General features: G+C 68.8%; 12 protein-coding genes and 1 riboswitch. Of the genes, 5 read left to right on the forward strand and 7 right to left on the reverse strand.

The window, feature by feature from the left end; all coding sequences use genetic code 11:
- The 3 genes from thiS to thiC are packed head-to-tail and all read right to left on the reverse strand — an operon-like array spanning position 1 to position 3,121.
- Positions 1-225: a sulfur carrier protein ThiS gene (thiS, locus tag J7U46_RS18215; RefSeq protein ID WP_282828396.1), complete on the reverse strand. Its 225-nt coding sequence runs from the start codon at positions 223-225 to the stop codon at positions 1-3.
- Complete coding sequence (locus J7U46_RS18220) at positions 222-1,256, reverse strand: FAD-dependent oxidoreductase (RefSeq protein ID WP_282828398.1); 1,035 nt, start codon at positions 1,254-1,256, stop codon at positions 222-224. Before J7U46_RS18220 ends, thiS begins: the two co-directional genes overlap by 4 nt.
- Positions 1,256-3,121 (reverse strand): phosphomethylpyrimidine synthase ThiC, encoded by a 1,866-nt coding sequence (thiC, locus tag J7U46_RS18225; RefSeq protein ID WP_282828400.1) that lies wholly within the window; start codon positions 3,119-3,121, stop codon positions 1,256-1,258. The genes J7U46_RS18220 and thiC overlap by 1 nt, the downstream gene beginning before the upstream one ends.
- Positions 3,122-3,225: 104 nt before the next feature.
- Positions 3,226-3,347: riboswitch (TPP riboswitch) on the reverse strand.
- 156 nt (positions 3,348-3,503) lie between these two features.
- Between thiC and J7U46_RS18230 the strand changes: the two genes are divergently transcribed.
- On the forward strand, positions 3,504-4,211 hold the full coding sequence (locus J7U46_RS18230) for an energy transducer TonB (RefSeq protein WP_282828402.1): 708 nt from the start codon (positions 3,504-3,506) through the stop codon (positions 4,209-4,211).
- On the opposite strand, the gene J7U46_RS18235 is transcribed toward J7U46_RS18230, so the two are convergent.
- A complete protein-coding gene (locus J7U46_RS18235) occupies positions 4,195-6,600 on the reverse strand; it encodes an EAL domain-containing protein (RefSeq protein ID WP_282828404.1) in 2,406 nt (801 codons plus the stop codon). The genes J7U46_RS18230 and J7U46_RS18235 overlap by 17 nt on opposite strands.
- Before the next feature lie 90 nt (positions 6,601-6,690).
- Positions 6,691-7,608, reverse strand: coding sequence for a LysR family transcriptional regulator (locus J7U46_RS18240; protein ID WP_282828406.1), 918 nt, complete (start codon positions 7,606-7,608; stop codon positions 6,691-6,693).
- A 118-nt stretch (positions 7,609-7,726) separates the two neighbouring features.
- Between J7U46_RS18240 and J7U46_RS18245 the strand changes: the two genes are divergently transcribed.
- Together J7U46_RS18245 and J7U46_RS18250 are read left to right on the forward strand one after the other, a co-directional pair.
- Positions 7,727-8,350 (forward strand): NAD(P)H-dependent oxidoreductase, encoded by a 624-nt coding sequence (locus J7U46_RS18245; RefSeq protein ID WP_282828407.1) that lies wholly within the window; start codon positions 7,727-7,729, stop codon positions 8,348-8,350.
- A gap of 31 nt (positions 8,351-8,381) precedes the next feature.
- The gene (locus J7U46_RS18250; RefSeq protein ID WP_282828409.1) at positions 8,382-9,239 is read left to right on the forward strand and encodes a pirin family protein; all 858 of its coding nucleotides are present in this window, start codon (positions 8,382-8,384) and stop codon (positions 9,237-9,239) included.
- A 6-nt stretch (positions 9,240-9,245) separates the two neighbouring features.
- On the opposite strand, the gene J7U46_RS18255 is transcribed toward J7U46_RS18250, so the two are convergent.
- Both J7U46_RS18255 and J7U46_RS18260 read right to left on the reverse strand, forming a co-directional pair.
- Positions 9,246-10,148: a pirin family protein gene (locus J7U46_RS18255; protein ID WP_282828412.1), complete on the reverse strand. Its 903-nt coding sequence runs from the start codon at positions 10,146-10,148 to the stop codon at positions 9,246-9,248.
- 83 nt (positions 10,149-10,231) lie between these two features.
- On the reverse strand, positions 10,232-10,792 hold the full coding sequence (locus J7U46_RS18260) for an NADPH-dependent FMN reductase (RefSeq protein ID WP_282828414.1): 561 nt from the start codon (positions 10,790-10,792) through the stop codon (positions 10,232-10,234).
- Between the two features lie 92 nt (positions 10,793-10,884).
- Between J7U46_RS18260 and J7U46_RS18265 the strand changes: the two genes are divergently transcribed.
- Together J7U46_RS18265 and J7U46_RS18270 are read left to right on the forward strand one after the other, a co-directional pair.
- Positions 10,885-11,967, forward strand: coding sequence for a ChaN family lipoprotein (locus tag J7U46_RS18265; RefSeq protein ID WP_282828416.1), 1,083 nt, complete (start codon positions 10,885-10,887; stop codon positions 11,965-11,967).
- Between the two features lie 150 nt (positions 11,968-12,117).
- Entirely contained in the window at positions 12,118-13,668 is a 1,551-nt protein-coding gene (locus J7U46_RS18270; protein ID WP_282828417.1) for a methyl-accepting chemotaxis protein, read from the forward strand.
- The last annotated feature ends 13 nt before the right edge of the window (positions 13,669-13,681 follow it).

Consider the following 13,681-nt stretch of genomic DNA (forward strand, 5'->3'; position numbering starts at 1 on the left):
TCAGCCTCCCGTGATGGGCTTGAACAGCAGCACCTGGTCGCCATGGCGCAAAACCGTGTGATGACGCGCATCACGCGGCACGAACTCGCCATTGCGGGCCGTGGCCACGCCGGTGGGTTCGCGGCCCAGCTGGCTGATCAGGCCGGCCAGGGTGGTGCCGGCGCCCAGGCGCAACGGCGCCTCATCGAGACGGATCTCGATGTGCGGTTCTTTGCTCGTAGTCACGATTCCTCCTCCAAGGTGCCGAGCCCGCTTCTTGTGAGCAGCTCTTGCACCAGCGCCGGCCCCAACAGGCAGCCATGGCGATACAGGCCGTTGATACGCAACTGGCCGGGTGCGCACTGTACCTCGGGCCGGTGGTCGGGCAGCGCCGGCCTTAAGGCAACCTCGAGATTCGCGATGCGGGCCTCGGCCAGCGCCGGCATCAGGCTGTGGGCCGCTGCCATCAGCTCGACGGCGGTGCGCAGGCTCACCGGGCTCAGGTCTTCGCTCTCGATTTCGCTGGCGCCCAGCACCAGGGTCGATTCGTTGCGCGGCACCAGGTAGAGCCGGTGGCGTGGGGGCAGCAGCCGGAGCGGCCGGCGCAGGCCGTGGTCGCTCAAGGAGAGCGTCAGGATCTCGCCGCGCACGCCACGCAGTGGCAAGGCGGGGCGGGCACCGAGGCCACGGCAGTCGATGGCCCAGTCGGCCTCGATGTCGCGGCCGTCGGCCAGCAGCAAGCGATGTGGCAGCACCTGGCTGACCGGCTGCTCCCAATGCCAGCGCGCAGCGGCAGCAGCTTGGTGCAGGGCGGCCAGCGCGGCCGGCGGGTCGATGAAACCCTCTCCCTCCAGCCGCCAGGCCAGCAGACCGGGCGCCAGCGAGGGCTCGAGCTCGCGCAGGGCCGGCTCGGCCAAGGGCACGGCACCGACCACGTGCTGCAGCACGCGCTGGGCCGCGCCGGCATCGCCGCGATGCGCGAGCAGGAGGCTGCCCTCGCGCCGCAGCCGTACCTTGGCGGGCAGGCGCGCGCAGATGCGCGGCCACAGCTGCAGCGAGCGCCAGCCGGCCGCCACCATGGCGGTGTCGGCGCCGCTGTCCTGCTCGGCCAGCGGGCTCAAGAGGCCGGCCGCGCTGAAGGCGGCGGCACGCGGCGGGCCAGCCGGGGCGGGGCCGGACGAGGGATCGAAGACCTCGACCTCATGACCGGCCCGCACCAGGGCCCAGGCGAACAGGCGGCCGGCGAGGCCGGCGCCGGCAATGGCGATGCGGGCCATCAGGCGCTCGTGCTGACGCTGATGGGGATGTAGAGCTCGCCCCCATGGGCACGGAACTCGGCGCTCTTCTGTGCCATGCCGTCGGCCGCCGCAGCCTGGGCCGCGCTGTACTCGCGCACCTCCTGCGTGATCTTCATCGAGCAGAACTTGGGGCCGCACATGGAGCAGAAATGCGCGACCTTGGCGCTGTCCTTGGGCAGGGTCTCGTCGTGGAACTCGCGCGCCGTGTCGGGGTCGAGGCCGAGGTTGAACTGGTCCTCCCAGCGGAACTCGAAGCGCGCCTTGGACAGCGCATCGTCGCGCGCCCGCGCCCCCGGATGACCCTTGGCCAGGTCGGCCGCATGGGCGGCGATCTTGTAGGCCATCAGGCCCTGCTTGACGTCGTCGCGGTCGGGCAGGCCCAGGTGTTCCTTGGGCGTGACGTAGCAGAGCATGGCGCAGCCGAACCAGCCGATCATGGCCGCGCCTATGCCCGAGGTGATGTGGTCGTAGCCGGGGGCGATGTCGGTGGTCAGCGGGCCCAGCGTGTAGAAGGGCGCCTCGTCGCAGTGCTTCAGCTGCTCGTCCATGTTGGCCTGGATCAGGTGCATGGGCACATGGCCCGGCCCCTCGACCATGGTCTGGACGTCGTGCTGCCATGCCAGCTTGGTCAGCTCACCGAGCGTGCGCAGCTCGGCGAACTGCGCCTCGTCGTTGGCGTCGGCCAGCGAGCCGGGGCGCAGGCCGTCGCCGAGGGAGAAGCTGATGTCATAGGCCTTCATGATTTCGCAGATCTCTTCGAAATGCGTGTGCAGGAAGTTTTCCCGGTGGTGGGCGATGCACCACTTGGCCATGATGGAGCCGCCGCGCGACACGATGCCGGTGCGCCGCTTGACGGTCAGCGGTACATGGGCGAGGCGCAGGCCGGCGTGGATGGTGAAGTAGTCCACCCCCTGCTCGGCCTGCTCGATCAGGGTGTCGCGGAAGATCGCCCAGTTCAGCTCCTCAGCCACGCCGCCGACCTTCTCCAGCGCCTGGTAGATGGGCACGGTGCCGATGGGCACCGAGGCGTTGCGCAGGATCCAGTCCCGCGTCGTGTGGATGTTCTTGCCGGTGCTGAGGTCCATCACCGTGTCCGCGCCCCAGCGCGTGGCCCAGACCAGTTTCTCCACCTCTTCCTCGATGCTGGAACCGAGGGCCGAGTTGCCGATGTTGGCATTGACCTTGACCAGGAAGTTGCGGCCTATGGCCATCGGCTCCAGCTCGGGGTGGTTGATGTTGGCCGGGATGATGGCGCGGCCGCGAGCCACCTCGTCGCGCACGAACTCGGGGGTGATGAGGCTGGGGATGGAGGCGCCGCGCGAGTCGCCGCGCAGGCGGTTCTCGCGCTCGGCGTCCAGCTCGTACTCGCGCATCCACTCGAGGCGCTGGTTCTCGCGTATCGCCACGAACTCCATCTCGGCCGTGACGATGCCGCGCCGCGCATAGTGCAGCTGCGTGACGTTGGCGCCAGGTCTTGCCCGGCGCGGCTGACGCTGCAGGCCTTCGCTGCCGGCGCGCAGGGATTGCTGCTGGGCGACTTCGCGCAGTCCGTCATCCTGAAGCGCGATGCGGCGACCCTCGTAGGCCTCGGTGTCGCCCCGGGCCTCGACCCAGGCCGAGCGCGGGGCGGGCAGGCCGAGGCGCACGTCGATGGGCATGTTCGGGTCGGTGTAGGGGCCGGAGGCGTCGTAGACGCAGACCTGCTCGCCGTTGGTCAGCGAGATCTGGCGCTGCGGCACGCGCAGCTCGGGGAAGCGTTCGCCGCGCAGCCAGGTCTTGGTCGATGCGGGCAGGGGCGTGCGGCTGCGCTGCAGCAGCTCGGCGAAGTTGGGCTTGTCGCTCATGGCGTCTCCGGTGGTCGCTGGTGGACTCCGGAGGTCTGCCCTGGGCTGGCCATGGCGGCGTTAGGGCGGATGACGGACGGCCGGCGGCAGGCAGCCGCTGGTACTACATCTCGTCAAGCTCTTCTTACGCCGGTACTGGCCGGATCAAGTTCAGCGGGTCCGTGGCTTTGGCCACATCTCAGCCCGACGCCGTCGACTTGACAGCAGGGCCCCCCGGAGCGAGCCGCGAGTATAGCCACCGGTCTGCGCAGGACTTCACGGCCGCGCCCAGCGGGTCCGGAGAAACCCGTGGGTCCGCGCAATCCACCCTGGCTAAATTGCTCGCGCAAGGCGTCACGAGCGCCAAATTCCATTGACGCCACGACGACGAGGGGAGGCTGCCATGAAGCACTGCATTCGCATGGGAACGGGTCTGGGCCTGGCATGGGCCCTGTGCGGCGCCGCCTTGGCGCAGAGCAATGCACCGGTTGTCGTGACCCCGGCGGCCAAGCCGGCGCTGACGCCTGAAGAGCGCGCCAAGCGCGACGCCGACAAGGTCTTCCACTGGATACGCATGAATGCCGACAAGGCACCCGCGCCCAAGCCGGTGGCCGCTGCAGCCCCCAAACCCGCAGCCAAGCCGGTGGCTGTGGCTGCGGCCGCGGCGCCCAAGGCCGCCAGCAGGGCGGTCGTCGATGCCGCGCCCGAAACCTCAGCGCCGCCCACCGTGGTGGCTGTGTCGGACAACACCAGCGTCGCCTCTCGTGAGATCGAACCGCCGCCCCAGGTGGCGCTGGCGGTGCCGCGTTCGGAGCCGGTGCCTGCGCCGGCCGTTGCAGCCCCGGCTCAGCAAGCGGAGCCCGAGTTGCAGTTGCTGAACCGCGTGGCGCCGGAGTTCCCGCGCCAGCTGGCCAACACCATCACCAGCGGCTCCGTGATGGTGCGCTTCATGGTTCAGCCCGATGGTTCGGTGCGCAATGCTGAGGCCCTGAAGAGCTCGCACCGCAAACTCACCGTGGCCGCGCTGGATGCGGTCAACCAATGGCGCTTCGCGCCGGTGAGCTCGCCGCGCGAAGCCACGGTCGAGATCGGCTTCAGCCGCGGCGAGTAGGCGCTGCTGGCCCTGCCAGCCAGCGCTCGAAGTCGGGTGCCGGCATGGGCCGGGCGAACAGATAGCCCTGGCCATAGTCGCAGCCCGCAGCCGCCAGCAGCGCGCGCTGCTGCTCCGTCTCAATGCCCTCGGCCACCACCTTGAGTCCGAGCTGGTGGGCCATCGCGATCATGGCCTCGCACAGCACCAGGTCGTCGCTGCCCGGTTGCAGGTGGCGCACGAAGCTCTGGTCGATCTTCAGGAGATCGATGTCGAACTTCTTCAAGTAGGACAGCGAGGAGTAGCCGGTACCGAAGTCGTCGATCGCCACCTGGATGCCCGCGTCGCGGAAGCGCAGCAGGTGCTCGTTGGTACCCGCCTGGTCGTCCATCAGCAGGCCTTCGGTGATCTCGATGACGATGGCCTCGCCCGGCAAGCCGAGCTGCTTGAGCTGGGCCAGCCAGTCCTGGAACAGCGTGCCGCCACCCCTGTACTGCTGCGGTGAGGTGTTGATCGCGATCTGCAGTTGCGCGTGGCCGGCGGCACGCAAGTGCGCCGCGAACGCAGTGGCCTCGCGGAACACCCAGTCACCGAGCTCGTGGATCAGTCCGGATTCCTCGGCCAGTGGAATGAAGAGGGCCGGGCTGACGGCACCGCGCTCCGGATGCTGCCAGCGCAGCAGGGCTTCGGCCTTGTGGGCGCGGCCATCCAGCAGGCTGACCACCGGCTGGTAGTGCAGCGCGAACTGGCGCAGCGGCAGGGCTGCGCGCAGGTCGCTGGCCAGGGCCATGCGCCGCTGCGCGGACTCCTGCATGGCCGGCGTGTAGAACTGGCAGCGGTTGCGGCCCTCGGCCTTGGCGGCGTACATGGCCTGGTCGGCATTCTTCATCAGGAGCTCGGCATCCGCGCCATCGAGCGGGAACACCGTGATGCCTATGCTGGCCGACAAGTACACCTCGGTGCCCGCAATCGCAAACGGGCGCGCCAGCTGCTGCAGGATGTCGGTGGCGATGCGCTCGATCTGAACAGGCTCGCCGAGCTCCGCGAGGATGACGGTGAATTCGTCGCCGCCCAGGCGGGCCACGATGTCGGTCTCGCGCACGCAATGCTGGAGCCGTGCGGCCGCCTCATGCAGCAGCGCGTCGCCGGCGCTGTGGCCCAGGGTGTCATTGACTTCCTTGAAGTGGTCCAGGTCGATGAAGAGCAGGGCGAAGGGCTGGTTGCTGCGCTGCGACTTGGCCAGCTCCAGGCGCAGCCGCTCGGCAAACATCGAGCGGTTGGGTAGGCCGGTCACCACGTCGAAATTGGCCTGGCGCCAGATCAGCTGCTCGTCCTGCTTGCGCCGGGTGATGTCGACGAACAGGCCGATGTGGCGGTGCACGCTCCCGTCGGCCGCGTAGATGGTCGAGACGGTCAGCCATTCGACATAGAGCTCGCCGGTCTTGCGGCGGTTGCAGATCTCGCCCTCCCAGCGCCCCGTCTGGCTGATCTGGCGGGCCATGTCGGCATAGAAGCCGGGCTCATGTTGGCCCGAGCGCAGCAGCGCCGGCGTGTGGCCCAGCGCCTCGGCCTCGCTGTAGCCGGTGACCTGGGTGAAGGCCGGGTTGACCGCGACGATGCGGTGCCCGGCATCGGTGACCACCAGGCCTTCGCCGGCCTGCTCGAACACCTGGGCGGCCAGCTCGACGCGGGCATGCGAGTCGCGCAGCCGCTGCTGCATCTCGTTGATGGTCTGCTCCAGCAGATCCAGCTCGTCATGGCGGCGGGCACGCCAGCGCCGGCCCAGGCGCAGCGGCGCGGCACTGCGCTCGGCGCGCAGCTGGTGCAGGTGGCTGGCCACGTTGGCCAGGTGGCGGCCTATCAGCCCGTGGAACAGCAACAGGATGAAGGCCGAGAGCGCAAAGATCTGCACGCCCTGGCTCAGCAGCGTGGTGAAGCTGCGCTCGGCCACGCGTTGCAGCGCCTCGTCCAGCGAGCCGGCGATCAGCACGCTGCCCACATGCTGGCCGCGCGACTCGGCCGGGCCGTAGAGCTCGAAGCGCTGGCTCAGGCGTTGCCGGGCCTGCGGGTGGCCGTCCTCGAGGAAGGCCTGGCCGGCCTCGTCCAGCAACTGGACCGATTCGATGTCGGGCAGGCGCAGGATGCCCTGCAGCTGCAGGCGGGCATCGCGCTGGTCCAGGTTCCAGAGGCTGAGCCCCAGGCTGTGGCCGAAAGCCTGGCCGACCCAGTGCAGCCGGGTCTCGACGGCACGCACCTCGCGGCGGTAGTCCAGCGCCAGGTTGAGGCCGGTGGCGAGCAAGGTGATCAGGAGGCTGAAGGCGAGCACGCTGCCGGCAAAGCGCCAGGCCAGGCTGCTGCGGCCCAGCTGTTGCAGCGTGGCATCGAAACGTCGAGGAGAGGCGGGCTTCACGGTAGGCAGGGACGACGGCAAGCGACCCGGCAGGGCGCATGGGTCGGCCGGCATCATGACCCTGGCCGCCCGGGCGCAGGTTGACTGCCGTCAAGCCGAGGCCGAGCAGTTGCCGAGCGTCGCCGCCATGGCCTCGATGAAGAGGCGCGAGCGCATCGGCATCAGCTTGCGGCCCGGGAACACGGCCCAGCATTCCACCGGCGCCAGGCACCAGTCGGGCAGCACCCGCACCAGTTGGCCGGCCTCGACGAAGGGGCGGGCATAGTGGTCGCCCACGGCCGTGATGCCCACGCCGGCGCAGGCCAGCTTGAGCAGCATGTCGGGGGCATTGATCAGCGTGCGCTGGGCTGGCTCGCCCTGCCATTGCTCCTGAGCCGGCTCGCCGCGCCGCAGCTGCCAGGGCATCGGGTCGCCGTTGCGGCCGAGGATCATCAGGCCGTGCATGCTCTCCAGCGCCTCGGGCCGCAACGGTTCGCCGTGGCGCTGCAGGTAGTCGGGTGAGGCATAGAGGCCATTGCTCATCAGGGCCATGCGGCGCGCGGCGAGCTGGCTGTCCTCGCCCAGCGTGCCCATGCGCACGGCGATGTCGAAGCGCTCGGCAATCAGGTCGACCCTGCGCGGCGAGAGGTCCAGCTCCAGTTGCACATCCGGGTAGTCCAGCGTGAAGCGGGTCAGCATTTCGGAGAGCGCCTGGTGCGCCAGATCCGCCGGCATGGTCACGCGCAGCCGCCCGGTGGGCCGCTGCTGGCGGTGCAGGGCCAGGGCCAGGGCCTGGTCCACCTCGGCCGTGAGGGCTCGCGCATGCTCCAGCACACCCTGGCCGAACTCGGTCAGCACCAGGCGGCGGGTGCTGCGCTGCAGCAGCTTCTCACCCAGGCGCTGCTCCAGCGCGGCGATGCGGCGGGAGACGGTGGATTTGGGCAGGTTCAGGCGCTCGGCGGCACGGCTGAAGCTGCCGGCTTCCATCACCCTGGCAAACATCAAGAGATCGTCGGCGTCCAGGCTCATTGTTCTATCAGTGGAACAGTCATGTCCAATTTGAAATCTTCTGTGCCACGGATGTTCCCAATAAAGTGAGTCCATCGTCAAGCAACGGACGAAACAACCCCAGCAAACGGAGCTCACCATGAACATTCTGCAAATCAATTCCAGCGCCCGCCGAGTTCAAGACGGTCAGGGCTCCTGGTCCACCCGCCTGGCCGACGAAATCACGGCCGCCCTCAAGGCCCAGAACAACACCGGTTCGCTGACCGTGCACGAACTGGCCGCCACGCCGCTGCCCCCGATGGACGAGGCCGCCCTCGGCGCCCTGTTCACCCCGGCCGAGGCTCGCAGCCCCGAGCAGCAAGCCCGCGTGGCCCTGAACGACGCCTTGATCGCCGAGGTGCAGGCAGCCGACGCCATCGTCATCGGCGCCCCGATGATCAATTTCGGCGTCAGCTCGCAGCTGAAGAACTGGATCGACGCGATTGCCCGCGCCGGTGTCACCTTCCGCTACACCGCCACCGGTCCTGAAGGCCTGCTGAAGAACAAGAAGGTCTATGTGGTGACGACGCGCGGCGGCGTGCACCGCGACCTGCCGACCGATGGCGTGACGCCCTATCTGCGCACCGTTTTGGCCTTCCTGGGCCTGACCGACGTGCAGTTCGTGTTCGCCGAAGGCCTGAACATGGGCCCCGAGGCCGAGGCCGCCGGCATTGCCAGCGCCCGTGCGCAGATCGCCGCCATCACTGAAACCGCTACGGTCTAATCAACGCAACGCATCAAGAAGGAGATCCGTCATGTCTGCCACCGTCACCCAAGCCCGCCCCGTGGAGCGCCTGATCGCAGGCCAGCCCACCAGCGATGGCGCCGGTGTGAAGCTGACCCGTGTGCTCACGAACCAGTTGCAGCGGCGCTTGGATCCCTTCCTGATGCTCGATGCCTTTGGCTCGGACAAGGCCGATGACTACATCGCCGGCTTTCCCGACCATCCGCACCGGGGCTTCGAGACCATCACCTACATGCTGGAAGGCCGCATGCGCCACCGCGACTCGGCCGGCAACGAAGGCCTGCTCGGCCCGGGCGGCGTGCAGTGGATGACGGCCGGCCGTGGCGTGATCCATTCCGAGCTGCCCGAGCAGCAGGAAGGCCGCATGGAAGGCTTCCAGCTCTGGCTGAACCTGCCCGGCAAGGACAAGATGCGCGACCCCTGGTACCGCGACATCCCGACCGCCGAGATCCCGGAGCTGGCTACCTCCGAAGGTGTCGAGGTGCGGGTGATCGCGGGCGAGAGCCATGGCCTGGCCGGTGCAGTGCAGCGCGACCATACCGAGCCGCTCTACCTGGACCTGCACCTGCCCGCCGGTGCCCGTTTCGAGCAGCAGCTGCCGGCCGCGCACAACGCCTTTGTCTACGTCTACCGGGGCAGCCTGAAGATCGGTGCAACGAATGTGCCGCAGCAGCGCATGGCCATCCTGGCCAATGCCGCAGGCAGCGACGGCATCGTGGTGCAGGCCGGCGAGGAGCCGACCCGCGCGATCCTGATCGCCGGCCGGCCCTTGAACGAGCCTATCGCCCAGTACGGCCCCTTCGTGATGAACACGCAGGCCGAGCTGATGCAGGCGGTGCGCGACTTCCAGGAAGGCCGGCTGGCCTGAGCCGGCTCAGCCGCCGCGCAGCCGCAGCGCGCTGGCATCGGGCGCCAGCAGTCGGGCGCCGTCATAGCCGTGCACCGCGCCGAAAGGCCCGGTGCCGGCGTTCCATTCGGCGGCCCATTGGCGCATCTCCTCGTTGCTGCGGCCGACGAAGTTCCACCACAGCAACACCGGCTCGTCGAGCGGCTCGCCGCCGAGCAGCAAGAGCCGCGCTGCGCCCTCGTTTTGCAGCTGCACCTCGCTCGCGCCCGGCGGCACATAGAGCAGGCGGCCCGGTTCCAGCGTCTCGTGCTGGCCGTCGATCCGCACGCTCAGGCGGCCCTCCAGCACCATCAGCCCATGCTCGAAGCTGCGCTGGAGCGGCAGCTGCAATTGCGCGGCGGCGGCGCAGGCCAGGTCCAGGCCGAGCAACGGCGTGTGGGCCGGCACCGGCGATTGCTGCAGGCCGTGCTGCGCGCTGTTGACGCTGCCCATCAAGAGGGTGAGTTCGAAGCCACCCTCTTGCCAACGCGGCAGCTGCGGGAAGTGCTCGAAGGCCGGCGCGCAATGGCGCTCCGACTCGGGCAGGGCGATCCAGAGCTGGGCCAGTTGCAGGCGCGCGCTCAGCGATTCTTCCGAATGGCAGATGCCGCGCCCTGCCGTCATCAGATTGACCTGGCCGGGCCGCAGCACCTGCTCGCTGCCGAGGCTGTCGCGGTGCAGGATCTCGCCCTCGATCAGCCAGCTGAAGGTCTGCAGGCCGGTGTGCGGATGCGGGCCCACGCGCATCGGGGTTGTCAGGTCGGCAGGGCCGGCGTGATCGAGGAAGCACCAGGCGCCGACGCGCCGGCGCGCGGCCACCGGCAGGGCGCGGCGAATCGGCAGGCCGCCGACATTGCCTTCATGGGCGTTGAGCAGTTCGAGTTGAGCCATCTCAGTACCGCCCGGCCGTCCGTAGGTACTGAGGCGCCCCCTCGGGGGGCAGCGAAAGCATTGAGCGTGGGGGCTTCATTTCGTCAGACTCGCTTGGACTTCTGCACATGGGCCGCAAAGCCCTTCATGAAGCCGCGCAGCTGTTCGCGCAGCGCCTCGTCGCTCAGTTGGCCATCGGCATCGAACAGGTTCTGGGCGCGCGAGACCATCAGGCGGCCGCCCATCCAGAAGTCCACCGCAAAGGCCCGCATCACGCTCAGCAGCGCGTCTTGCGACTGGATGGTGCCGAAGCCGCCCTGGCTGGCGCCCATCATGGCCACCGGCTTGCCGGCGAAGAACCTGCCTTCGGCCGGCGGGCGCGACAGCCAGTCCAGGCCGTTCTTCAGCACGCCGGGGATGGCGTTGTTGTACTCGGGCGTGCCGATCACCAGGCCGTCGGCCGCCTTGATCGCTTCGCGCAGCGTGGTCACGGCGGCGGGCACGCCTTGCGCCTCCAGGTCGCCGTCGTACAGCGGGATGCCGTGCAGCGTGTGCACCGTCAGCGTCACGCCCTCGGGGCACAGGGTGGCGGCGGTGCGCAAGAGGGCGGTGTTGAAGGAGGCGGCGCGCAGGCTGCCGGACAGGGCGATCAGGTTCATGGTCATGGCGGGCGATCCTCGTGCTGGCAACGGTACCGGGCCGATTATCGGCAGCCCGGCTGTGTTGGAATCGGCGCCTTGTGCAGATTGGAGTTCGCATGAAAAAGCACGTCCGCAGATCGCCCCTTCTGGCCTTGTTGGCCGCCTTGAGCTGCACCGCCTTCGCCGCCGATGCGCCGCAGCGCCTTGACAAGCAGGGCGAGCAGGCCTTCCGGCTGCAACAGCCGCTGCAGGACTTCTACGACACGGCCTTCGTCTGGAGCGACGGCGGCCGTGCCGAGCCCAAGCTGCTGGACCTTGATGAGCTGGCCCAGCGCCTCGTGGCCTATGACGTGGTCTTCTTCGGCGAGAGCCACCGCCACCCCGGCATCCACCTGCAGCAGCAGCGCCTCTTGCGCGCGCTGCAGGCCCGCCACCCGGCCATGATCGTGTCCTTCGAACAGTTCGAGCGCGACGTGCAGCCGGTGGTTGATGCCTACCTGGCCGGCAAGCTGGGCGAGAACGCCCTGGTCGAGGACGGCCGGGCCTGGGACAACTACCGGCCCTCCTACCGCCCGCTGGTCCAGTTCGCCAAAGACCGAGGCTTGAGCGTGGTCGCGGCCGAGGCGCCGACCTGGGCGATCTCCTGCATAGGCCAGCAGGGCCTGGCGGTGCTGGAGCGTTTCACGCCCGAGGAACGCAGCTGGGTGGCGCGTGAGCTCGATGTCGGCCCTGGCGCCTATCGCGACAAGTACATGAAGTTCCAGGCTGGCGCCGCCACGCATGGCGGCGGCGCGGCGATGTCGGAAGCGGCCAAGGCACGCGCCGAACGCAGCTTCGCCGCTCAGGTGGCGCGCGACGAAACCATGGCCGAAGCGATTGCCGAGGCGCTGAAGAAGCAGCCGGGTGCCAAGGTCCTGCACCTGAACGGCAACTTCCATTCGGCCGCTTTCCTCGGCACGGCCGAGCGGCTGCAGCGCCGCCTGCCCAAGCTGAAGATCGCGGTGATCGACCCCGTCGAGGTGGCCGATCCCAAGGCGCCGGGCTTTGCCGCAGCGGCGCTGAAGGAGGGCACGGTGCTGCAACTGGCCTATCCCAACCCCGAGGCCTTTGCGCCCATTGAAGACCAGAGCGCCTGGGTCCGCAAGATCATGGCCAAGCGCGCAGCCAATCCCTGCAAATACCCGCCGGCAGGCTCCTAGCAGACCGTCGGCCGGCAATTCCTTGCGTTTGCGCAGAGGGCTGGCGGGTCGGGGGTCGGACGGCTGATTTCTGTCAATGACTTTCAGGGGCTTGGCGCCGAACATTCGGTGCAGCCGGAACGCTTTTTCAGAGTCCGGCAGGGGAGTTCCATGCGACTGAAAGACTTGCGTATCGGCGCCCGGCTGGGCCTGGGGTTCGGCCTTCTGATCATGCTGCTGCTGGGCGTGAGCCTGCTGGCCTACCGCAACTTCGGTGTGGTGCAGACCGTCAATGCCCACCTCATCGAGGTCGACTGGGTGAAGGCCGATGCGGCCAATGCGATCAATGCGCTGACCCGCGCCAATGCGCGGCGCACGATGGAGCTGGTGCTGGCCACCGATGCCGCGCAGCTGCAGCGCGTTAAGGCCGACATCGAATCCAACAAGCAGCAGATCAACGAGGCCCTCGCTACCCTGGACAAGCTCGTGGTCCTGCCGGAAGGCCGTGCCTTGCTGGCCGAGCTGGTGGCGGCTCGCAAGCGCTACGTGGCCTCGTTCGGCCAGGTGGCCAAGTTGGTCGACGAAGGGCACAAGGACCAGGCGGTGCTACTGCTTCAGGGCGAGACGCTGCCTGCGCTTGATGCACTCCAGGCGCCGGTGACTGGACTCGCCGCGCTGCAGAAGAAGGTGGTGGGGCAGAGCAGCGCCGTGCTGAGCGCCGACATCGATACGGCACGCAATCTGGTGCTGTTGCTGGGCCTGGCTGGGCTCTGCATTGGCGTGGTGGCGGCATGGTGGATCACCCGCTCGATTGCCGTGCCGATGGCGCGGGCGGTGCAGGTGGCACGCACGGTGGCTGCGGGCGACCTGAGCAGCCACATCGTTGCCGACAGCCACGACGAGACCGGCCAGCTGCTGCAGGCGCTCGACGAGATGAACCGCAGCCTGCTGGACATCGTCGGGCAGGTGCGCAGCGGCGCCGACGGCATGGCCACGGCCACCGGCCAGATCGCGGCCGGCAACCTGGACCTCTCTCAGCGCACCGAGGAGCAGGCCAGCGCCCTGCAGCAGACCGCAGCCTCGATGGAGCAACTGGCCGCCACCGTCAAGCAGAACTACGACAGCGGCGTGCATGCCAACCAGCTCGCCGAATCGGCGGCCCAGGTGGCCGTGCGCGGCGGCTCGCTGGTGGGGCAGGTGGTGCACACGATGGAGGCCATCAACCAGTCCTCGACCCGCATTGCCGACATCATCGGCGTGATCGATGGCATTGCCTTCCAGACCAACATCCTGGCCTTGAATGCGGCCGTCGAGGCCGCGCGTGCCGGCGAAGAGGGGCGCGGCTTTGCCGTGGTGGCCAGCGAGGTGCGGGCGCTGGCGCAGCGCTCGGCGGCCGCCGCCAAGGAGATCAAGACGCTGATCACGACCTCGGTGGAGAACGTCTCCCAGGGCTGCCAGCAGGTCGAGCAGGCCGGCAGCACCATGGACGAGATCGTGGTCTGCGTGCGCCGCGTCGCCGACCTGATGCGCGAGGTGACCCATGCCAGCCGTGAGCAGACCACGGGCATCGAGCAGGTCAACCAGGCTGTCGCGCAGATGGACCAGGTGACGCAGCAGAACGCCGCGCTGGTCGAGGAGGCGGCGGCGGCCGCCCAGTCGCTCGAGTGCCAGGCCCAGGGCCTGCAGCACTCGGTCAGCGTGTTCCGCCTCAGCCCGGCCTGAAGGGAGTCCCGAC

Source organism: Pelomonas sp. V22, from assembly GCF_030014915.1.
Taxonomy (GTDB): domain Bacteria; phylum Pseudomonadota; class Gammaproteobacteria; order Burkholderiales; family Burkholderiaceae_C; genus JAUASW01.

Bases quoted from the DNA above. Each gene is read 5' to 3' on its own strand.
- J7U46_RS18260 (WP_282828414.1), bottom strand. From the start codon at position 10,792: ATGACCATGAACCTGATCGCCCTGTCCGGCAGCCTGCGCGCCGCCTCC.
- J7U46_RS18240 (WP_282828406.1), bottom strand. From the start codon at position 7,608: ATGAGCCTGGACGCCGACGATCTCTTGATGTTTGCCAGGGTGATGGAA.
- J7U46_RS18270 (WP_282828417.1), top strand. From the start codon at position 12,118: ATGCGACTGAAAGACTTGCGTATCGGCGCCCGGCTGGGCCTGGGGTTC.
- J7U46_RS18265 (WP_282828416.1), top strand. From the start codon at position 10,885: ATGAAAAAGCACGTCCGCAGATCGCCCCTTCTGGCCTTGTTGGCCGCC.
- J7U46_RS18255 (WP_282828412.1), bottom strand. From the start codon at position 10,148: ATGGCTCAACTCGAACTGCTCAACGCCCATGAAGGCAATGTCGGCGGC.
- J7U46_RS18220 (WP_282828398.1), bottom strand. From the start codon at position 1,256: ATGGCCCGCATCGCCATTGCCGGCGCCGGCCTCGCCGGCCGCCTGTTC.
- J7U46_RS18250 (WP_282828409.1), top strand. From the start codon at position 8,382: ATGTCTGCCACCGTCACCCAAGCCCGCCCCGTGGAGCGCCTGATCGCA.
- thiC (WP_282828400.1), bottom strand. From the start codon at position 3,121: ATGAGCGACAAGCCCAACTTCGCCGAGCTGCTGCAGCGCAGCCGCACG.
- J7U46_RS18245 (WP_282828407.1), top strand. From the start codon at position 7,727: ATGAACATTCTGCAAATCAATTCCAGCGCCCGCCGAGTTCAAGACGGT.
- J7U46_RS18230 (WP_282828402.1), top strand. From the start codon at position 3,504: ATGAAGCACTGCATTCGCATGGGAACGGGTCTGGGCCTGGCATGGGCC.